The organism is Lentibacillus songyuanensis (genome assembly GCF_039548255.1).
GTDB lineage: Bacteria > Bacillota > Bacilli > Bacillales > Amphibacillaceae > Lentibacillus_C > Lentibacillus_C songyuanensis.
In genome coordinates this window covers 33,259-54,114 of the sequence record NZ_JBCLVH010000023.1, presented here as the reverse complement: position 1 = coordinate 54,114, position 20,856 = coordinate 33,259, and the positions used below count along the sequence as shown (strand labels likewise).

The 20,856-nt window shown below is 39.2% G+C and carries 24 protein-coding genes; 4 read left to right on the top strand and 20 right to left on the bottom strand.

All coding sequences use genetic code 11. The annotated features are described in order from the left end of the window. Nucleotides 1-72 precede the first annotated feature (72 nt). Entirely contained in the window at nt 73-312 is a 240-nt protein-coding gene (yidD, locus tag WMZ97_RS17850; protein WP_343273450.1) for a membrane protein insertion efficiency factor YidD, read from the top strand. A gap of 15 nt (nt 313-327) precedes the next feature. Continuing rightward, complete coding sequence (locus WMZ97_RS17845; RefSeq protein WP_343273449.1) at nt 328-612, top strand: HesB/YadR/YfhF family protein; 285 nt, start codon at nt 328-330, stop codon at nt 610-612. A 434-nt stretch (nt 613-1,046) separates the two neighbouring features. On the opposite strand, the gene WMZ97_RS17840 is transcribed toward WMZ97_RS17845, so the two are convergent. The 7 genes from WMZ97_RS17840 to WMZ97_RS17810 all read right to left on the bottom strand — a co-directional run bounded on the left by WMZ97_RS17840 (nt 1,047) and on the right by WMZ97_RS17810 (nt 7,332). Next, nucleotides 1,047-1,346, bottom strand: a complete 300-nt coding sequence (locus WMZ97_RS17840; RefSeq protein ID WP_343273448.1) for a hypothetical protein — start codon at nt 1,344-1,346, stop codon at nt 1,047-1,049. Next, a complete protein-coding gene (locus tag WMZ97_RS17835) occupies nt 1,346-1,771 on the bottom strand; it encodes an acyl-CoA thioesterase (RefSeq protein ID WP_343273447.1) in 426 nt (141 codons plus the stop codon). Before WMZ97_RS17835 ends, WMZ97_RS17840 begins: the two co-directional genes overlap by 1 nt. Before the next feature lie 131 nt (nt 1,772-1,902). Further along, a complete protein-coding gene (tlp, locus tag WMZ97_RS17830; RefSeq protein ID WP_343273446.1) occupies nt 1,903-2,127 on the bottom strand; it encodes a small acid-soluble spore protein Tlp in 225 nt (74 codons plus the stop codon). Between the two features lie 115 nt (nt 2,128-2,242). Further along, nucleotides 2,243-2,389 (bottom strand): FbpB family small basic protein, encoded by a 147-nt coding sequence (locus WMZ97_RS17825; protein ID WP_343273466.1) that lies wholly within the window; start codon nt 2,387-2,389, stop codon nt 2,243-2,245. 53 nt (nt 2,390-2,442) lie between these two features. Beyond that, nucleotides 2,443-3,045 carry a TlpA family protein disulfide reductase gene (locus WMZ97_RS17820; RefSeq protein ID WP_343273445.1) on the bottom strand — a complete coding sequence of 201 codons (603 nt, stop codon included), beginning with the start codon at nt 3,043-3,045 and terminating at the stop codon, nt 2,443-2,445. 179 nt (nt 3,046-3,224) lie between these two features. After that, nucleotides 3,225-5,960 (bottom strand): aconitate hydratase AcnA, encoded by a 2,736-nt coding sequence (acnA, locus tag WMZ97_RS17815; RefSeq protein WP_343273444.1) that lies wholly within the window; start codon nt 5,958-5,960, stop codon nt 3,225-3,227. A gap of 247 nt (nt 5,961-6,207) precedes the next feature. After that, on the bottom strand, nt 6,208-7,332 hold the full coding sequence (locus WMZ97_RS17810; protein WP_343273443.1) for an ATP-binding protein: 1,125 nt from the start codon (nt 7,330-7,332) through the stop codon (nt 6,208-6,210). A gap of 260 nt (nt 7,333-7,592) precedes the next feature. Here WMZ97_RS17810 and WMZ97_RS17805 point away from each other — a divergent pair, with 260 nt between their 5' ends. Then, the gene (locus WMZ97_RS17805) at nt 7,593-8,075 is read left to right on the top strand and encodes a DUF2621 family protein (protein WP_343273442.1); all 483 of its coding nucleotides are present in this window, start codon (nt 7,593-7,595) and stop codon (nt 8,073-8,075) included. Nucleotides 8,076-8,107: 32 nt separating this feature from the next. Here the strand turns inward: WMZ97_RS17805 and WMZ97_RS17800 are convergent, their stop codons facing one another. The 8 genes from WMZ97_RS17800 to WMZ97_RS17765 all read right to left on the bottom strand — a co-directional run bounded on the left by WMZ97_RS17800 (nt 8,108) and on the right by WMZ97_RS17765 (nt 14,207). Then, complete coding sequence (locus WMZ97_RS17800; RefSeq protein ID WP_343273441.1) at nt 8,108-8,584, bottom strand: CcdC family protein; 477 nt, start codon at nt 8,582-8,584, stop codon at nt 8,108-8,110. A 200-nt stretch (nt 8,585-8,784) separates the two neighbouring features. After that, nucleotides 8,785-9,147, bottom strand: coding sequence for a response regulator (locus tag WMZ97_RS17795; protein ID WP_343273465.1), 363 nt, complete (start codon nt 9,145-9,147; stop codon nt 8,785-8,787). Between the two features lie 199 nt (nt 9,148-9,346). Next, nucleotides 9,347-10,051: a cytochrome c biogenesis CcdA family protein gene (locus WMZ97_RS17790; RefSeq protein WP_343273440.1), complete on the bottom strand. Its 705-nt coding sequence runs from the start codon at nt 10,049-10,051 to the stop codon at nt 9,347-9,349. A 208-nt stretch (nt 10,052-10,259) separates the two neighbouring features. Beyond that, nucleotides 10,260-10,481, bottom strand: coding sequence for a YneF family protein (locus WMZ97_RS17785; protein WP_343273439.1), 222 nt, complete (start codon nt 10,479-10,481; stop codon nt 10,260-10,262). A 50-nt stretch (nt 10,482-10,531) separates the two neighbouring features. Further along, nucleotides 10,532-10,984 carry a sporulation inhibitor of replication protein SirA gene (sirA, locus tag WMZ97_RS17780; protein WP_343273438.1) on the bottom strand — a complete coding sequence of 151 codons (453 nt, stop codon included), beginning with the start codon at nt 10,982-10,984 and terminating at the stop codon, nt 10,532-10,534. Between the two features lie 159 nt (nt 10,985-11,143). Next, nucleotides 11,144-13,147, bottom strand: a complete 2,004-nt coding sequence (gene tkt, locus WMZ97_RS17775) for a transketolase (RefSeq protein WP_343273437.1) — start codon at nt 13,145-13,147, stop codon at nt 11,144-11,146. A 105-nt stretch (nt 13,148-13,252) separates the two neighbouring features. Continuing rightward, nucleotides 13,253-13,486, bottom strand: a complete 234-nt coding sequence (locus tag WMZ97_RS17770) for a DUF896 domain-containing protein (RefSeq protein WP_343273436.1) — start codon at nt 13,484-13,486, stop codon at nt 13,253-13,255. A gap of 82 nt (nt 13,487-13,568) precedes the next feature. Then, a complete protein-coding gene (locus WMZ97_RS17765) occupies nt 13,569-14,207 on the bottom strand; it encodes a YneB family resolvase-like protein (protein ID WP_343273435.1) in 639 nt (212 codons plus the stop codon). A gap of 295 nt (nt 14,208-14,502) precedes the next feature. Here WMZ97_RS17765 and lexA point away from each other — a divergent pair, with 295 nt between their 5' ends. Then, nucleotides 14,503-15,126 (top strand): transcriptional repressor LexA, encoded by a 624-nt coding sequence (lexA, locus tag WMZ97_RS17760; RefSeq protein WP_343273434.1) that lies wholly within the window; start codon nt 14,503-14,505, stop codon nt 15,124-15,126. 447 nt (nt 15,127-15,573) lie between these two features. Here the strand turns inward: lexA and WMZ97_RS17755 are convergent, their stop codons facing one another. The 5 genes from WMZ97_RS17755 to hflX form a co-directional block, all read right to left on the bottom strand. Then, complete coding sequence (locus WMZ97_RS17755) at nt 15,574-15,879, bottom strand: phage holin (RefSeq protein WP_343273433.1); 306 nt, start codon at nt 15,877-15,879, stop codon at nt 15,574-15,576. A gap of 959 nt (nt 15,880-16,838) precedes the next feature. Next, entirely contained in the window at nt 16,839-18,176 is a 1,338-nt protein-coding gene (gene glnA, locus WMZ97_RS17750) for a type I glutamate--ammonia ligase (protein ID WP_343273432.1), read from the bottom strand. Nucleotides 18,177-18,337: 161 nt separating this feature from the next. Next, entirely contained in the window at nt 18,338-18,727 is a 390-nt protein-coding gene (locus tag WMZ97_RS17745; RefSeq protein WP_343273431.1) for a MerR family transcriptional regulator, read from the bottom strand. Nucleotides 18,728-18,862: 135 nt separating this feature from the next. Continuing rightward, nucleotides 18,863-20,107 carry a methionine gamma-lyase family protein gene (locus WMZ97_RS17740; protein WP_343273430.1) on the bottom strand — a complete coding sequence of 415 codons (1,245 nt, stop codon included), beginning with the start codon at nt 20,105-20,107 and terminating at the stop codon, nt 18,863-18,865. An 11-nt stretch (nt 20,108-20,118) separates the two neighbouring features. Then, the coding region (gene hflX, locus WMZ97_RS17735) for a GTPase HflX (protein ID WP_343273429.1) at nt 20,119-20,856 on the bottom strand (738 nt) is incomplete at its 5' end.

Here is a 20,856-nt window from a genome sequence, read left to right as displayed (position 1 = left end):
TACGCAACAAATTCTCTTCTTGCTATGTTACAGCAAGGGTTCAAACACCCATTACATGAAGAAGGAAAAAACATGAAATATTTTTTTATTGCATTGATCCAATTTTACCGAAAAGCAATCAGCCCTTTTAAAGCTCCGTCGTGCCGATTTTATCCTACATGTTCGGAATATGGGTTAGAAGCGTTCAGACGGTTTGGGGCCATTAAGGGCGGTTATTTAACTATTAAACGTATTAGTAAATGTCACCCGTTCCATCCCGGTGGTGTTGATTTGGTTCCGGAAAAAAAGGAAAGAAAACACAAAAAACCTTAAAGGAGCTGATCAAATTTGAACCTGCATGTGACAAAAGAGGCAGCTGAATGGTATAAACAAGAATTCGATATCAATCAATCAGCCCATTTACGCTATTATGTTCGGTATGGCTTCGGTGGACATATTCCCGGCTTTTCACTGGGAGTTCGAATTGACAACCCTAATGAAATCCATGCAAGCAGTCTTGTGGATGGAATAACCTTTTTCATCGAAACTGCTGATGCTTGGTATTTTGAAGCAGTGGATTTACGTGTGCAATGGAATAAGCAGAAGCAAGAGCCAGAATTTATTTATGATTAGTAAACAAAAAAGCTGAAGCTGGGACAAAAGTGTTTTAGCTTTTAAACTTTAGCAAGAAAGTATCTCGATGTGGATAAATATTTTTAAGTAATAAGTATAGGAAAACGTTGATGCTGATTATGCATAAACTGCGACACATGATAATTTCTTTGAGGGTACTCTCCCGTTCTAATGGAAGATTGGTGCTTACATTCGCTCCGTCAAAATACTCCACCCTCCACTCACCCGGACGGAGGCATTAGCACCCCTCTTCCAATAGAACGAGTGTTATTAATTAATATTCACGACGTCGCAGTTTCCATCAACTTTGTATTGTATTACACTTCTCTCCTAAAAAATTCACATTCTAAACTTACCTTCCTATAATCACTCATCTTAAGTGTGCAGCGTTTCGGTTATGAACCAACCTCATTTGTTTATGGCATATTCATTAATTAAAGATTAAACTGGTTCAATTGCTCCCACTGCTGCTCATGCTGCAGAATCCGTTTTTGATTTTCACCAAACAAGTCGAAATGCGGATAATTTTGATGACGATCAATCCATGCTGCTTTTAAGCCATAGTTTTGACCCCAAGCAGCCAGCTTTTCCTCATCACTGCATCCAACCTTTGTTACCGTAACACAATTTGGAAATCGTGGATCCTGCCAGTAATGCGTCAGAAATGCAATTTCCCCACGTTCAACCTTCTCTTTCCAGGTTATTAAATCCTTCCGCTTCAGTCCAAAAGCCATTAGGAAACTCCGTTTAACTGATTCGAATATGCTTTATGCCAGTCAGGAAATTTCCGTCGCAATGATAATGGTCGAAAACTGTCACTTTTCACAATGACATGCTCCGTTGTTCCGCTAACGGCTACATTACCTTTACCGTCCAAAACTTGATAGGCATAAACCGTACGCAGACCATCATATTTTTGCAGCCATGTTTCGATAAATGCTTCTTCCCCATAACGAATTGGTTTTTTATAGGACAATTGGGCATCAATTACTGGTGCCAATACACCTTGTTCCTCCATTTTTGCATAACTCAATCCGATGCTTTCAATAAATTTTGTTCTGCCAATTTCAAACCAGATTAAATAATTGGCATGATAGACTACCCCCATCTGATCTGTTTCCGCATATCTTACTTCAATTGGTGTACGTACTTTATTCAAAACCAAAATCCTCCTTGTCCTCTACCCATTATCTATTATTTTATCATAGATTATTTTTGAATGAATATACGACGCTTAGGCCCCTGTAAACAAAAAAACCTGGAGCAGCCAGGTTTTTTGTTTAATCATTATTATTGATAATCCTCTTCATCAGCTATTTCTGCGCGCATTCCCTTGATTGCTTCTTCACGGCGTTGATTCTTCGCTTTTATTTTTTCTTTTTCATCACCAGATGAGAACTGCATCGATTCATTTGCATCCTCCATGTTTTCCATAGTGTTCTCAACATGCTGTTGCAATTTAGCAGCATTATCGCTTCGATCATCCGGCTTTGGTTTGTTTGATTCATTATTCAAGAATAATCAATCTCCTTTTGCAATGTATTTTCCTTCCTATATTCTGCAATATTGATCGTCTTATACAAAAAGCTCTCCCTTTTATAACAACAAAGGTAAGAGCTCTTGAGGTTTGCTAACTGCTTTTTTCTTTCTTCATCAGGCGTTGGCGCTTGGTTTCTAAATTTTGTTCGATTTTCTCCATGAGTAGTTGATCCTGTAAAATTTGTTTGCGATTTTCATTAACCAATTCATCAAATGATAGTTTTTTCTTTAATGAAATAGTAATCCACTCCTTTTTAGTAGCAGTATTACCATTTCTTTAGAAAATTATTATCATTCGAGCGAATTTAACATATCCTGCATGAATTTATATGTCATAGGGCCAGTTTTTTTATTTTCTTGGATTTTGCCATCTGTACCAATAAAATAAGTTGTTGGTATCCCAACTGTCATATAAGTGTTACTCGCTGACAGATCTTTATCGAGATAGATTGGAAAGGAATAATTATATTTGTCAATAAATTTTGGTACGTCCGCTTCTTTATTTTCGGAACCGGTTAAATTGACGGCAACGATTTCGACGTCATCTTTATAGTCATTATAAAATTGTTGTAGTTCCGGCATTTCCGCTTTACATGGCGGACACCAGGTGGCCCAAAAATTTAAAAAGACTTTTTTTCCTTTAAAATCTGAAAGATGTAACATATCTCCATCAAGTGTTTCCAACGCAATATCTGGAGCCATTTGTCCTGGTTCCAGATTGCTTGCACCACCGGGAGAAACAATTGCAGCACCATCTTCTGCATCAGAGTCATTGTCCACACTTACAGCCTTTTCCTCCTGATCAGCAGTCTGGCTATGATCTTTTTCCACAAAGTTAAAAATCAGGATTCCAGCCAATAACACAATTACCGCAATTCCAAGTAGTTGTTTCATCACGAAGTCTCCTTCACCAAGCATTTCTTATCCCAATTTTAAGTTGGAGCGGGGGTTCCATCTGCAAAATTACAGGGTAGTGCAAAAAATCCCTGCATATTCATCATATGCAGGGATTTTTATCATATGAACCAAGCCCTTAATAATGGTATCCAATGCATGGCTGTAGTTACAAAAAATTACTTTTCGACATATTTTTTGCTGTCATTTGCCAATTTATTACGAAGTACCATTTGTAAAATTCCGCCATGACGATAATAATCAATTTCAACTTCACTATCAAAACGAGCAATCGCTTTGAATTCAGTTGTTTTACCATTTTCGTCGATCGCTGTTATATTCACAAGGTCATGCGGCTGGACTGTTTCGTCAATATCGACGGTAAAGGTTTCCTTACCAGTCAATCCTAGTTTGTCAGCGTTTTGACCTTTTTCAAATTGTAATGGAAGTACGCCCATCATAACTAAGTTGGAACGGTGGATACGCTCAAAGCTTTCAGCAATAACCGTTTTAATTCCAAGTAGAATGGTTCCTTTGGCAGCCCAGTCACGAGAAGATCCCATACCATAATCCTTACCGCCCATGACAAGCAAACCCGTTCCATCTTGCTCATATTTCATAGCCGCATCATAGATTGGCATTACCTCTTCTGTTGGCCAATATGTCGTATAACCACCCTCGGTTCCAGGTGCTAACAAGTTACGGATACGGATATTGGCAAATGTCCCACGCATCATGACTTCGTGGTTACCACGTCTTGACCCATACGAGTTAAAGTTACGTGGCGATACGCCTTTCTCCTGAAGGTATTTACCAGCAGGCATATCCTTGGCAATTGCACCAGCTGGCGAAATATGGTCTGTTGTGATCGAATCACCAAATTTACCAATCGCTCGTAAATTATTCAGAGTTTTAACAGAACCGGCTTCTTTTGATAATCCTTCAAAGAATGGCGGGTTCTGAATATATGTTGAGTCGTCATTCCATTCAAATAATGGTTCGTCAGTTGTTTCGATTTCATTCCACTTTTCATTGGAGTTAAACACATTTTCATATTCTTTACGGAAAATTTCTGGTTTTACAACGCTTTCGACCTGCTCTTTGATCTCTTCCATCGTTGGCCAGATATCTTTCATATATACTGGCTTGCCATCCTTATCGGTTCCGATTGCTTCTGTCGTTAGATCAATATCCACTGTTCCAGCCAATGCATATGCAACAACCAATGGCGGTGAAGCCAAGTAGTTTGCTTTCACTAATGGATGAATGCGTCCTTCAAAGTTACGGTTACCGGATAATACAGATGTAACGGTTAAATCGTTTTTCGCAATAGCCGCTTCAATTTCCTCGCGTAATGGACCAGAGTTACCAATACACGTTGTACAGCCGTATCCAACTAGGTTAAAGCCAATTTTATCAAGGTATTGCTGCAATCCGGAATCATCCAAATAACGAGTAACCACTTTTGATCCGGGTGCTAGCGACGTTTTTACGTAATCTGGTACATGCAATCCTTTTTCAACCGCTTTTTTGGCAACCAGACCAGCACCTAGCATAACATAAGGATTCGATGTATTCGTACATGAAGTAATCGCAGCAATAGCGAGTGCGCCTGTTTTCATGACAGATGTTTTGCCATCTGGATGCTCAATGGTCACTTCTTTATCAAATTCCGACTTATCCAATCCTAGACCTTGGTTTCCTGCAGGGGCAGTAACTGCTTTGTTGAATTGTTTTTTCATATTGGACAAAGCAATTAGATCTTGCGGGCGTTTCGGTCCAGAAAGGTTTGGTTCCAATTCAGAAAGATTGATTTCGACCAGTTCGGTATATTCCGGATCCGCTTGATCAGGAGAATACCATAGATTATTTTCTTTACAATACTTCTCAACAAGCTCAATATGTTCTTCACTACGTCCAGTAAGACGTAAATAACTCAATGATTCTTTATCAACCGGGAAAAATCCACATGTAGCGCCATATTCTGGAGCCATATTGGAGATAGTTGCCCGGTCAGCAAGTGGCATATCCTGTAATCCTGGTCCAAAGTATTCCACAAACTTACCAACAACGTTTTTCTCCCGCAGTACTTGGGTAACCTTCAACGCCAAGTCGGTAGCCGTTGTTCCTTGTGGGAAACTTCCGGTGAATTTAACACCAATAACCTCAGGGGCAGGGAAATATGATGGCTGTCCCAGCATTCCTGCTTCGGCTTCAATACCGCCAACACCCCAGCCAAGGACACCTAATCCGTTAATCATGGTTGTATGAGAATCGGTTCCTACCAATGTATCTGGGAATGCATCATAGGTTCCGTCCTCGTTCTCCAAACCATGGACAACACTAGCGATGTACTCCAGGTTAACCTGGTGAACAATTCCTGTTGCCGGTGGAACCGCACGATAGTTTTCAAACGCTTTTTGTGCCCAGTTTAAGAAATGGTACCGTTCAGCATTACGCTCAAATTCGAGTTCCATATTAGCTTTTAGTGCATTAGGTGTACCGTATTGATCAACTTGCACCGAGTGGTCAATTACCAAATCAACCGGAACCTCCGGGTTGATTTTGTTTGGTTCGCCACCCATGTCGACCATTGCTTTACGTAATGATGCAAGATCGACAACGGCAGGTACACCGGTAAAGTCCTGCAAAATAACACGTGAAGGCTTGAATGGTACATCTACACCTGTACCATCTTTGGTACCCCATTTCGCTAATCCTTTGACATGCTCATCTTTAATAACCCGCCCGTCATGTTGGCGCAAAAGTGATTCTAGTAAAACACGGACGGAAAATGGTAAACGTGAAACATTGCCCAATCCAGCCTCTTCAAGTTCTTTTAAATGATAGTAGTTATACGTTTTTCCATTTAACTCAAATTGCTTCTTTGCATGAAACGTATCTTGTTTTGACATTTAAGCCTAACCCCTTTCATATGTTCTGACCATACCCCTTGATAGAATCATAGTATGAATGCACAAGTTTCAATACATACAAACACATGTATCATCAACTATATATTAAATGATTTTCGTACCAAAAATCAACTATACCGAACCCAGCGGCATATAGTAAAAAATTATGTAAAATGATAACAAAAACTTATCAAACGAGTTAACATGTTGCTGCTAAAGGTAATCCATGTGCTTTCCTTCGATGCCCTTATTGTCTACCATCCATACCAGATCCTTTTAGCACAACAGTAAATGTGCTTCCCTTATCCGCATTCCTGCTAATTTCCAAACTGGCATTATGCCGCTCCAAAATCTGTTTCGTGATCATCAATCCAAGTCCTGTACCATTTTGTTTCGTAGTGAAAAAAGGTTCACCTAGTTTATGTATGATTTCTTCCGGGACTCCCGGTCCTTGATCAACAATATCAATGATCACATTCGTGTCCTTCGTATAGACAATCAATTGAATTGTTCCCCCATCATCCATCGCTTCAATCGCATTTTTAACAAGGTTGATCAACACCTGTTTCATTTGGGACCGATCACAATGAATGAATATCTGCTCCGAGATCTCCCAATCAAACACCATATTTTTCAGTTTTGCTTGTGGCTTTAATAATTCAACAACATCTTCAAGCATCGCCGTGATAGATTCCTTTTTTTTGTTGTCTGTCATTGGTTTAGAAATATAGAGAAGTTCAGAGGTAATCGTCTCCATTTTCTCAATTTCTTCAATCATAATTTTATAGTATTCATCTTTTCGATTAACCCCTGCTTGCAGTAATTGAATAAATCCCTTTAACGAGGTCAACGGATTACGAATCTCATGGGCAACACCAGCAGCTAATTGTCCAGCAGTAGACATTTGTTCGGAGCGGATCATCATTTCTTCCATTTCTTTTTTATCCGAAATATCGCGTAACGTCGAAATATAATACACCTTGTCCTCATACGTAACTTTTCCAAGATTACACTCTGACCAAATATATTTTCCATCCTTATCTTTAATATTAATATTGAAGATCTGGCCATTTTCCGAAAGACTGGCTAAACGTTCATTAATGTATGATGAATCTTCAGGAGAAATCTGTTCATACCAAAATGTTCCCTCCAATTCTGTCACTGTATATCCCAACAAGCGCTCTACAGACTTCGACGCAAAGCACACTCTGCCATGGTGATCCCAAATTGTAATCAAATCACTTTGATTATTTTCAATCCAGTCGATCATCGTTTTAGACAGTCCGGAAATGCTTGAAAAAAATGCATCATAGTTTTCGGCATGTTCTCGTGCCTTTTCACCTAATTGATTGGATTTTGTTTGTTGTTTCATCTCTCCGCCCCCTTTTTGCAAATTCCAACATATCTCCCCTTTAAAACTACTTATATGTTTTAAGTCATGCAATTATGACACTTGTTTGTCATGATAAGTCCGCTTATAATAAATAATAGTAGCTTATAATTTAATGAACAGTTAGCGAAAGTAAAACACTAAGTATTTGTATCTTACTATAAAAATATAAAAAAATAAATCTTTAGAACTGTTTACATATTTGATGTATGATTAGAATAATAAGGAAATAAGGTGAGTTAATGTCAATTATTATGGATTATTTTATTATACTATGGGGAATATTGCTGATTACACTCATGTCGATCGGTGGCTTCTTTATGTTTCGGAAATTTTTGAAACGATTACCTAAAGAAGATGGCAAGTCTACCCTTGACTGGGAAGAATATTATATGGAATTAACAAGACATATGTGGGAAAGTGAGGAAAAAAAATTATTAGAGGAACTAATTTCCCCCGTGCCTGAACTGTTCCGCGATGTAGCTAGGCAAAAGATAGCCAGTAAAATCGGTGAGGTTGCCCTAAAGAAACAGCAAAACAAAATAACACGTGATGTATTAATTGAGGGGTATATTATTGCTACTCCAAAACGAGATCACAAGTTTTTGCGGAAAACATTGCGCAAAAAACATATCGATGTGACTCCATACGAAGCCTTGTTTAAATTGTCGCCTGAGACATATCGGAGCGGATTGAAGCAACGCTATTCTAAAAATAAATCATAAAAGCGCTCGTGCGATGACGAACGCTTTTTTGATTAGGCGTTTTGATATCTTAAACGTCTTTCCAGTTTTTTATACTTGTAAAGCATCGCGAGACGCCATGATACAATCATTCCAAAAGCTAGCAAGAAGAACATTCCACTCGTTTCTCCCAGCGAAATGGTACTACCGATAATTACTTTAATCACCATTCGTACCGCGAGTAATCCAAACAAGATAAAAACAAATGATTTTGACGGGATCAGGTAAATAGCATTTTCCTTAATTTCAAACTTTGATGTTTTAATTAAAAAGATTGAAAAAAGTACTCCCACAAGAACTGCCTCTAAAACCTGAATCCAGGCAACGCGAAATTCGGGTACAAAAAACATACAGGCACCAGTACTCATAAATATTGGTGGCAAAATGATCTTCTTGACGGAAGCAGGTTTTTTCGCTGCTTTCAATCGGACAAATATCATGGTAATTGCCATAAAAAAAGCAACTAATGTACTTGCAATAACCCAAAACATATCAAATCAACTCTTTCTCGAGTCACTATTATCCCACTTTTTAGAGTAAGTAGTTCCCCGGCTTCAAATCAAATTTCTGCTATTCAAAGTTCAAGTCTGCTTGTGTCTATAGATGTCATGAAGGTGTTATATGGACGTTGCATACGTTAATAGCATGGAATTATCTCCTGACGAATTTGATGATGTCGCCATGTCACCTGCTAACTTTGTAATACACGTTTAACCGTTTCAAGGACTCGACTCTCTTCAAATGGTTTTACGATAAAATCCTTTGCGCCGAATTCAATCGCATCGACTACAACTTTTTGCTGCCCCATCGCCGAGCATACGACTATTTTCGCCTGTTCATCATATTTGATTATTTCTTTAATCGCGTCGATACCATTCATAACCGGCATCGTAATATCCATTGTTACGATATCCGGTTTTAATTCTTTATATTGGTCGATTGCTTCACGTCCATTTTGTGCTTCACCAGCAATCACATGGTTGTCTTTTTCCAATATCGCCCCAAGCGTAACACGCATAAACTTAGCATCATCGACTACCAGAATCTTTGCCATCATAATCCCCCCACGTGTCCATTGCAATGACCACACCTATAAAAATCACCTTGGTGCCGAATCATGGTTGTTACTACCACCATCTTATATAAGCACAAACACAATATATTATTTTCTACTGCGCAATTCTTACTTAATTGTAATCGTTTTTTAGAAAGATATAGTAACATAATAATACAATTTTAAGGGGAAATCCAATTTAAAAACCAGAAAACCCAAACCAGCCTGCTAAAAACGAGGTTAATTTGGTCATTAAATCAAAAAATAACGCAATTCCCATGAAAATCATGATGTATCCGCCAATTTTCACCAAAATTATGCTGTGACGTTTGATCCAGGCAAGCTTCCCAATAAAAAAGGACAGGATCAAAAATGGTAAAGAAAATCCTAAAATATAACTGATCATCATGATCATACCAACATCCGGGTTCTGTGCTACCAATGTAATGACAATCCCCAGAATTGGTCCCATACACGGCTGCCATCCAAGCGAGAATGCCAATCCGATAATAAATGATCCGATATAACCAGATGGACGATTTTTAAAAGTAATCCGCTTATCTTTCATCAAAAAGTTAAAATTCAGCGCACCAACGATAACCAAACCGAAAAAGACAATTAAGATGGCACCAATTTGCCGGATCACATCTTTATAGGTATCCAGAAATCCAGTTATTAAGGAGGAAGAATACCCCAACATAATAAAAACACACGAAAACCCTAACAAGAAGAAAATAGTATGTAAAATACTTTTTTTATTAAACTTTTTACTGTCGTCCTTTAAATCGGACACGCTCATTCCCGTTATATAGGATAAAAAGGCCGGGTAAAGCGGGAGCACACAAGGTGAAATAAACGATAAAAAACCCGCACCAAACGCAATAAAAATATTTATCTCAGACACAAAGCAACCCTCCCAGAGTACATCTGCTTTCATCTATTTTACCAGATTACGCTAGTTAGCAAAGCAAATGAATTTGACAATAATCCAAACCTTTTATTCCGGCAGCAAAAGCAACAGCCGCTGGCATAAAAATACCCCTTATCACAAAAGGGTGTAAGGGGTATTTTTAGTGATGCACATACAATATAACAAATAAGACAATTGCAGTTTATTTTCCTTGTTGATTATTCATTGCACGCATCATTTGATTGATTTTCTTTTGTGACGGTTTTTGACCCATTTGCATCATCAGTGTTCGAAGCATTTGCTCATTAATTGGCGGGTTCTTCTTCAAATAATTCATCATATATTTTCTGGCGATAAAAAATCCAAGAGCGACACCAGCAATCAGAGCAACAATAGCTATTAATACGACCCAAATTGTGCTCATGCAAGTTTTCCTCCTTCATGTTGTCTCTCATACAGTATAGTAAATCAACGCTACGAATACAATACTTGTCCATGCAAATGTGCACTTTCGCTCGGAATTGGGGCTATCCATCCATAGTTCCCCCAATCGTTACGAATGGTAAACAAGAATGGATAAAACGAACGAAGCGCTGGAAACAATAGATCTTCCGCATCATGTAACGTTTCACAACGAAAGTTTATCTGTTTTTCATACATATGTAAAGCAATATGTGACCCTTCCCCGCTAATGTCTACATATGTATCGTGGTCGATTAATGTATGCTGATGTTCCAGATTGTATCTTAAATGGGTTACCAATGAGGCAGGTGAAAAGGAATTGGTAATAAAATGGTATTGTTTTTGAAGATTTACACATTCCGGATTATTTTTATACTCTTTAAAAAAACGATATAATATGCCACTTTTATGGAAATATCGATGCGCAAATTCTTTCTTAATCCAATAGACAGAATAATGTCCCAATGAAACCCCTCCTCTTTCACTCTATTATACGCATTCATACGAAAAATAATGTCAATCCGTGATGCAAAATAAAACTAGTTTTGTCGATTGTACGAAAATAAAAGCTAAAAAACGGATAACCCACAGAAAGCGGGTCATCCGTTTTTTAGCTTTTATCACTTATTTTACTAGTTTCTCAACTTCCTCAACTACATGGTCGACCGTAAAGCCATATTCTTCAATAACTTTTTCTCCTTTTGCTGAGGCTCCGAAACGGTCAATACCAATTACCGTTCCATGATCACCGACATAACGATCCCAGCCAAAAGTAGCAGCCATTTCAATTCCGACACGGGCTTTTACCTGTTTAGGAATCACTTCATTTTTATAGGTATCATCTTGTTGTTCAAAACGATCCCATGAAGGCATGCTAACAACACTTACATCAATACCTTTTGCTTGTAAAACTTGTTTCGCCTCAACAGCTAACGACACTTCTGAACCTGTTGCAAGCAATAATGCATCAGGAGTTTCTTTGGTTGCTTTGCTAATAACATATGCACCTTTTTTAACCCCGTCATACGCATTCTCTTTCGTTCCTTCTATTGTAGGTAACCCCTGTCTAGTAAGCACGAGAGCAGTCGGCTGTTCCTTAGATTCCAATGCCAAGCGCCATGCTGCTTGTGTTTCATTTCCATCTGCCGGACGTATTAATGAAAGTCCTGGCATTGCTCGCATTGCCGCGAGCTGTTCAATTGGTTCATGGGTTGGTCCATCCTCTCCAACAGCAATTGAATCATGGGTAAACACGTATGTTACCGGCATTCGCATAATCGAAGCCAGTCGAACAGCCGGACGTAAATAATCACTGAATACAAAGAAGGTACCGGCAAAAACTTTTAATCCACCATGTAAAGCCATTCCATTTAAGGCTGCCGCCATCGCATGCTCCCGTACACCAAACCAAATATTACGGCCGGAATAATCATTTCGCGAAAAGTCTGTCTCCCCTTTCATTGTCGTCTTATTGGACCCAGCTAAATCAGCACTTCCGCCGAAGAAATACGGTACTGATTTTGCAATTGCGTTTAATATTTCTCCGGAAGATGCTCTTGTTGCCAATTTATCTTTTCCGGCTTCGTATATCGGGAGATCTTTATCCCAATCTTTCGGCAATTCACCGTTCATTGCCTGTTCTAATTGTGCGGCCAACTCAGGAAATGTTTCTTTATAACTAGTAAACAAGTTGTTCCATGCTTGTTCTGATGCAGCTCCCTTATTGCCGATTTTTTCATTAAAATCTGCATACACTTCATCCGGAACATTGAAATCATCATGTTCCCATTGATAAAATTCCTTCGTTAATTTTGCTTCATCTGCTCCAAGTGGCGCTCCGTGAGAAGATGCAGAGTTTGATTTGTTTGGTGAACCATAGCCAATGATTGTTTTAACCTCAATTAATGTTGGCTGATCGGTAATTTCTTTCGCTTCGGTGATAGCTTGGCGTAATGCTACTACGTCATTGCCGTCTTCCACGGTCATCACATGCCATCCATACGCTTTAAAACGCTCCTGGGTGTTGTCAGAGAATGAACGATTCAATTCTCCGTCCAAGGAAATGTCATTAGAATCATACAAGGCAATCAATTTACCTAGACGCAAATGTCCAGCCAGAGATGCTGCTTCATGGGAAATCCCTTCCATCAAATCGCCATCACTGATTAAGGCATAGGTGTAATGATCGACGACAGGGAAGTTATCCTTATTATAAGCAGCAGCCAAATGTGCTTCAGCCATAGCCATTCCAACGCCCATTGCAATTCCTTGTCCCAATGGACCCGTTGTTGCTTCCACACCATCTGTATGATGAACTTCTGGGTGCCCTGGTGTTTTTGAATCCCATTGACGGAATCCTTTTAAATCATCAATGGACACATCGTAGCCGGATAAATGTAATAAACCATATAACAGCATCGAACCATGCCCTGCTGAAAGAACAAAACGGTCTCGATTAAACCATTTTGAGTGTTTCGGGTTATGATTCATAAAATCGGTCCATAGCGTATATGCCATCGGTGCTGCCCCCATTGGTAGTCCCGGATGGCCGGAATTCGCGTGCTCAATAGCGTCGATTGCTAACGTACGCAGTGTATTGATGGATAATTGTTCAACATCTTTTGACATGTTTGTTCCCCTTCCGTATCAACAATAATTGTATCCATTACCATTCTATAATGAAGTTCACAATCTCACAAGTATAAGCAGGAATTAACTATCTAGCTTAAAGTTTTAGTGCTTCTTTTCGCGCTCTTGCATATCACGCAACTTTTGTGGCGTTACATCATTACCTTCTGGATCAACCACCGTCATCGACTTTAATTGATTTTTAAACGATTTGCGTACATTCTGCAAATATTCTTGACGTAATGCTTGTCGTTCCGCTTGTTCACTATCCGTTAATCCGCCTGCTTTCGACTTACGGGCTAATTCATTAATTCGATTCAGTTTTTCTTTTGATATCATAAAAAAGACCTCCTGAAAATATAAAAACCAAGGATAACTAAGTCTCCTTGGTCCTTCATGATACCCTTCCTGGCAGGCACTTTCAAGTATTATGATATTCTTGATATCTTCTGTGTACTGTTGCTTTGGAAACGGAATATCCCATCCCATTCAACGTATGAGTAATCTCGGCAAAGGTAAGCTTCTTTTTGCGCAATCGATCAACTTCCCCAATCGGAAATGTCTTTCGCTCTCGGCCAGGTGCCTGATTGCGATTCGTTAAATTCTTACTAGGATCATACCCATCATTGATTGCCTTGTTTATTCCGCGTCTGATTTTGCTGTTATGGATCCGACGCTGATACTCTTCCACGATACCAACAATTTGTAAAACCATGGAGTCTGATTCGGACAGTTCCAGTTGACCATGATGGATGGCTGTATAAATTGGGATATTTAATTTGTTTAGTTGATGAAATAAGGCAATTTTTGTATTGCCTCTTCCTAACCTAGTTTCATCCTGAATCAATAAACAATCAGCCTTACCTGCTGAAAAGAGCTCAAGCATTTGAAATATCCCATCGCGATCGATGTCATAGCCGCTCTGCTTTTCTTCGATGATCTTTACAACAGTAAAATCATATATGTCAGCAAGTGTAAGCAATTCCTGCCGCTGTCTGCTTAAAGATGTCTCCTGTGTTTTCTTATCCGTACTTACCCGGCAATATAATATCGTTCTCACATTACATACACCTTCATCTCATTTATAAGTTATGCGCTCATAATCAATGCAAAATATAAAAATCCTAATGTTAAAGCAAACGTTACTAAATAGAATATATCAGTTTTGGTAATCTTTTCAAACATATCTATCCGCTCCTTTGTACACGAACAAGGACATTTGTTCGATATCTCTATTATTTAGATTACAACAGAACACACGATCTTGTCAACAGATTTTCGAACGAACGTTTGCGAAATTGGTGTTCTAATGGTAAACTATTATTAATAAATCCTATGCGAGAGGAGTTTGTTCCATGACCAAGCTTTCCAAAAGACAACAGATGATCCTTGATTTTATTAAAGATGAGGTTAACAAAAAAGGCTATCCACCGTCTGTACGAGAAATTGCAGGTGCAGTCGGTCTCGCTTCGAGTTCTACTGTTCACGGACATTTAGCTAGAATTGAAAGTAAGGGATATATTAGAAGAGACCCTACAAAACCACGTGCCATTGAAATTTTAGACCCATTTGAAGACAATAACATTCCGAAAGATGAAGCGCGTTACGCTCCTGTCATCGGAAAAGTTACCGCCGGCATTCCAATTACTGCTGTCGAGAACATTGAGGAATTCATCCCACTGCCAAGCTCAAGCGCAGGGCCGGATGATAGTTTGTATGTCCTCGTCATTGAAGGGGAAAGCATGATTGAGGCTGGTATTTTAAACGGTGATATGGTTATTGTTAAACAGCAAAACACAGCACAAAATGGTGATATTGTGGTTGCGATGACCGATGATGATGAAGCTACAGTTAAACGGTTTTTTAAAGAAAAGGATCATATTCGCTTGCAGCCGGAAAACGCAACAATGGAACCATTAATCTATCAAAATGTAACGATTTTGGGAAAAGTAATTGGATTATATCGGAATATTCATTAGAAAACCCTTGATACACACAAGTGTATCAAGGGTTTTCTAATAAGCTGGTTAATACTTATGGGGCAGATTGAGAAAAATGTAAAAACCAAAAGATATCCTGAAACGGATGTCCCTCTCCTAAACCTATTCATTTTTTTACAATTTCCTTGTAACTATAAGCAATGCAATCACAATAACTAACAACCCGAATGTAGATAAGATCTTTTTCTTCACCCCTCCTTCAACTCTTGTCCGAACTTCTGAATAAACCATAAAAAAATCGTTGGTACGGCAAATATCCCATACCATATTTTTAGGGGTGCATTATGTTCAAATACTTTAAAGTAAACTAGAATCAGAGATACAACTAAAAATACAATAGTAATAAAGAATGATAGTCTAAACCAAGTTTTGTCGCTCAATTGGATCAATCCTTTTTCTTTTCCTCTCAGTATATACTAAATTGTCTTACTTCGCTTTCGTTAATCCCTTGCGCTTCAATTCAGCTTTCTGTTTTCGTCCTGTCAATGTCAAATAATTATTTTTAAACCACGCCCACATAGTCGTCACCCCAGCTAAGATGATAGATATCGTTTCATCATCCACGACCGGAATTGGTTGTAAGTCGTATTTAACTAATACCATATTTACCCAGGTAATAATCAGGGTCACTGTTCGTACCCAAGTACCTTTATCCGGTTTGTTCTCTTCAAAAGTGCTCATATAACCCTCTCCCTTTAAATATAACGCTAACGTCTCTCTGATGCTCTTCATTCCTTTATCTCTTGTCATGTTTATTTCACTTCGAGATACATAACTCTGATTCCAAACGTCTAGCTTGTCATTCATGGTTGTTATCATTTTATTCAGCGATTTAAGTTCTGTCTCCACAATGGCCAATTTCTCAGCATTGTCTATTCCTTTTTCCACTTATGCATGTGCCATACTAATAACCCGGAATGAAAAAAATTGGAATAAACAAGTCATTAGATTTTCAACCAGAGTAAGAGAAAAGTTAGTTCGGATATAAAAAACTTTTGATTGTCTGAGGGGGGTTATTAAGATACCAGATGAATTATTGGATAAACTAAGAAACATAAGCAACATGTTCACAAAATAAAGAAGTAGTTGGGTATAGATAGTTAAATAATTTAGATTTAACCTTTTGTAGAGAGGATGGGAGGCCATTACTTAAAACTATACATTTACATGCATGCAATCGAATTTTAGAGAATGCAGATATAAAGTAGAACTTCATTCAGCGGGCGTTTTCGACGCACAGGATGTGCTAGTGCAGGCGAAGGCATAAAGAACGTGACGGTTTTAGCCTGCCCTTTTTCCTCCACTGAATAGTGGAACAAAGGCTAAGTTCTCAGGCGTCTGAGTTGCAACGCCTTTGTGACCTGCATCGTGCAGGCCCGAACAGAATCAGACCTTTGTCATGCAGTTGACCCCCACTTATTTTTCGTTCCACCTCTAAATCTTGAAGTGGGGGTCTTACCCGTTAGAGCGGGATAAAAAAAACTCCCAATCCATAATACAAGACATACACACGCTGTCCTGCTGTTGGATCGGGAGTAAACATGAACATTTATTCAGGAAAGATTAAGTCATAAACTAAAAACAAAATAAGAATTAATTTTTTCGGGAAATTCAGTGGTCAATCAATATTTCCCATGATTTGACCGCTGATTAAATTGATTATAATTATTGCTAGATCAACAATTCAAATATTAGTAGGCTGACAAGTACTGCTCTCTCTCCCACGGATGAACAGTCGTTCTAAACATATCCCATTCAATCTCTTTTGCTTCGATAAAGTGTTCGAACAGATGTTCACCAAGTGCTTCAACGATCACATCGTCTTGTTTTAACTCTTCCAGGGCATCCGCCAATGTCGCTGGCAAGTCTTTAATGCCATTGTTTTCTCGTTCCTTTTTATCCATCACATAAATATTGCGATCAATTGGTGTTGGTGGTGTCATTTTATGTTTCACACCATCTAAACCAGCTGCCAGCAGTACAGCCATTGCCAGGTAAGGGTTAGCTGCCGGATCAACACTTCTTGCCTCAATTCGGGTGCTCAATCCTCGTGAATACGGAATCCTCACAAGGGGACTTCTATTTGTACCGGACCAGGCAACATAACATGGTGCTTCATACCCTGGAACAAGCCGTTTATAAGAGTTCACGGTTGGATTCGTTACTGCGGTAAAATTAGTAGCATGTTTTATAACACCTGCTGTAAATTGGTATGCTACATCACTTAATTGCATGTCGCCATCCGGGTCAAAAAATTGATTCTCCCCATTCTGAAACAGTGACATATTGACATGCATGCCGGATCCATTAACACCGAACAATGGTTTTGGCATAAAGGTCGCATGCAGATTATGCTTTCTAGCAATCGTTTTAACAACCAGTTTAAATGTTTGAATATCATCTGCGTGTTTTACTGCATCGGAGTATTTAAAATCAATCTCATGCTGCCCCGGTGCTACCTCATGATGAGAAGCTTCAATTTCAAAGCCCATTTCTTCTAGTTCAAGTACAATATCGCGTCGGCAATTTTCACCCAAATCAGTTGGAGCCAAATCAAAATATCCGCCTTTATCGTTAAGCTCTAACGATGGCTCACCTCGTTCATCTAACTTAAATAGGAAAAATTCTGGTTCCGTTCCGATATTGAATGCAGTAAAGCCTAATTCTTCCATCTTCTTTACGTTTCGTTTTAAGTTATAGCGAGGACATCCTTCAAATGGCGTCCCATCCGGATTATAAATATCGCAAATAAATCGGGCAACCTTCCCCTTATCTGACGTCCATGGGAATACTACGAATGTATCCAGATCAGGATATAAATACATATCTGATTCTTCAATGCGAACAAATCCTTCGATCGAGGAGCCATCAAACATCATTTTATTGTCCAACGCTTTTTCCAATTGACCTAATGGAATTTCCACATTTTTGATGGTTCCAAGCATGTCTGTAAACTGTAAGCGAATGAACCGAACATTTTCCTCCTCAATCCGTTGATAAATTTGTTCCTTTGTTAACTTTGATCCCATGAATGTTCCTCCTAAAATATTGGTTTAAAATATATTTTCCTGACAAATCGCCAGGTATTAAACGTGATTTCAGTAACTAAGAAGTTTGGCAAGATGAGCTGATTCCAGCATTATTCATCGTATTCGTCGTAGTCAACCTTCCTTACTGCATTCAATTTGTGTTACTGAAAAAATCTTGATAGTTCCCCTTGCCGTAAGCTTGTTTTACCCATTCTGCCTGCTTCAAAAAGCTCATTCTTTAACATTTTCCGTAATTCTTTATCCGATAAAACTGCATATTGTTCTGTTTGCTGTTGTTCCTGCAATTTCTGTTCTTCCATAAGTAAATGTTTAATACCGGCCAGGTTTATTCCTTTATCAAGTAAATCTTTAATTTCAAGCAGACGGTCAACGTCATTAAAAGAAAACAAGCGCTGGTTACCAGTGGTTCGTTCCGGCTGAATCAACCCATACTCCTCATAATAGCGAACTTGTCTTGCGGTTAATTCGGTTAGTTTCTTCACCGTACCTATGGAAAACAAGGGCATCGAACGCCGATCCTGATCGTTCATAGATAAACCCTCCTTGAGCAAATGAATAGTTGTAGTTTATCGTATGTTAGTATTTCTGTCAAATACATGTTAGGAAATCTGACATGCAAAGCAAAAAGAAAGAAAAGGTTATTCATACAGCACCTTTTTTTTCCCTTATTTTACTTGTAACAAACCTTTTTCAATAAGTTGCTTAGCAGCTTCCTTTAAAGCAATCTTCACATGCTCATACGTTAAGCCACCTTGCACAAACGCAGTATATGGGGCTCTAATCGGGCCATCCGCTGTCAGTTCCAGACTCGCCCCTTGGATGAATGTTCCAGCTGCCATGATCACATCATCATCATACCCTGGCATTGGACTAGGCACCGGTGTAACAAACGCATTAACCGGGGAATTCATTTGAATGGTCTGACAAAATGCAATCATTTGCGCTGCATCTGGAAATGTAACAGATTGGATCAAATCGGTGCGCTCAGCTTGATAGGTAGGTGATGGACTATAACCGAGTAATTCCAAAAACCTTGCCGTCAGCACAGCACCCTTTAGCGCCTCACCAACAACATGCGGTGCAAGAAAAAATCCTTGATACATCTCTTGCAGCATATGTAATGTTGCACCAGTTTCTTTGCCTAAGCCCGGGGCAGTTAACCGGTGACCGCACTGGAGTACAAGATCTGTCCGTCCAGCGATATATCCCCCAGACCTAACAATGCCGCCGCCAGGATTTTTAATCAACGAACCGGCAATTAAGTCTGCGCCAACATGCAATGGTTCTCGCTCCTCAACAAACTCTCCGTAACAATTATCCACAAACACAAGGATTTCCGGATTTATTTCTTTAACGACCTGCACCATTTCTTGGATCTGATTGATGGTAAACGACGGTCGATCATCATAGCCCTTTGACCGCTGTATTCCAATTACCTTTGTTTTCGCTGTAATGACCCGATTGATTTCCTGGTAATTCACCAAGCCATTTGCAAGCAGTGGTACTTCTTTATATATAATACCAAAATCTTGCAGTGATCCAGAATCCTCCCTATTTTTGCCGATTACCGATTCCAGCGTGTCATACGGCTTTCCAGTGATATAGACAAGTTCATCACCGGGCCTTAACAAGGCAAATAGCGCCGTTGAAATGGCATGGGTTCCGGATACTATCTGTGGTCTTACCAAGGCATCCTCTCCTCCAAACACCTCGGCATATAGCGCCTCTAACGTTTCTCTGCCAGTATCGTCATACCCATAACCAGTGGTGGAATGAAAATGACTGTCACTAACCCGGTTGCGTTTAAACGCATCAAGAACGCGCTTTTGATTTATTTCGACGATGGTGCCAATTGATTCATGCTTGGTTTGACAATCCTGTTCTGCTTGTTTCATATATGTCTCTATCATACTTTTCGTTATTACTCCTTCATGTAGCTTGTTAATGGGTGATCTTCCTGAATATAACCTGTTAGTAAATACTTCATCTGTTCCTCATCAAATACTTGCTCATCCAATATGGTCTCGTGCTCCAAACGGTGCAACAGCCGCCCCTCATTTGGATCGAGTGCTATGCTATACCATTGCCATTCTTCCCGCAATATTTCCTCCACCTTCGTCATTATTGCTTGTACATCCTCTGCTTCAAGTACACTTACGAGGACAGACGGATGATGCGGTGGGAAAAATTCACTGGTTAGCAAATCTTTTTTATTATACACCGTTAACATCGGAATGGAATGTGCTCCTAAATCTTTTAATAAAGCGATGACAGTGTCATGTTGTTGCTCCATATCCGGATCGGCGGCATCAACAACATGCAGAATAAAATCAGCCTCAGTGACCTCCTCCAATGTCGAACGAAAGGAAGCAATGAGTGACGTTGGCAGATCCTGCAGGAACCCAACCGTGTCTGTAATCAGCGACCTGAAACCGGTTGGAAACTGAATTTGGCGTGTTAATGGATCAAGAGTGGCAAATAATTGATCCTCTTCCAGGGTCTCACTGTTGGTAATCTGATTGAATAACGTTGATTTTCCGGCATTTGTATAACCAACAATAGCAATTTGGAAAACATGATTGGCTTTTCTTCGTTTTCGATATTGTGCGCGTTGGCTTACCACCATTTTCAAACGCCGTTTGATATCGAAAATCCGTTG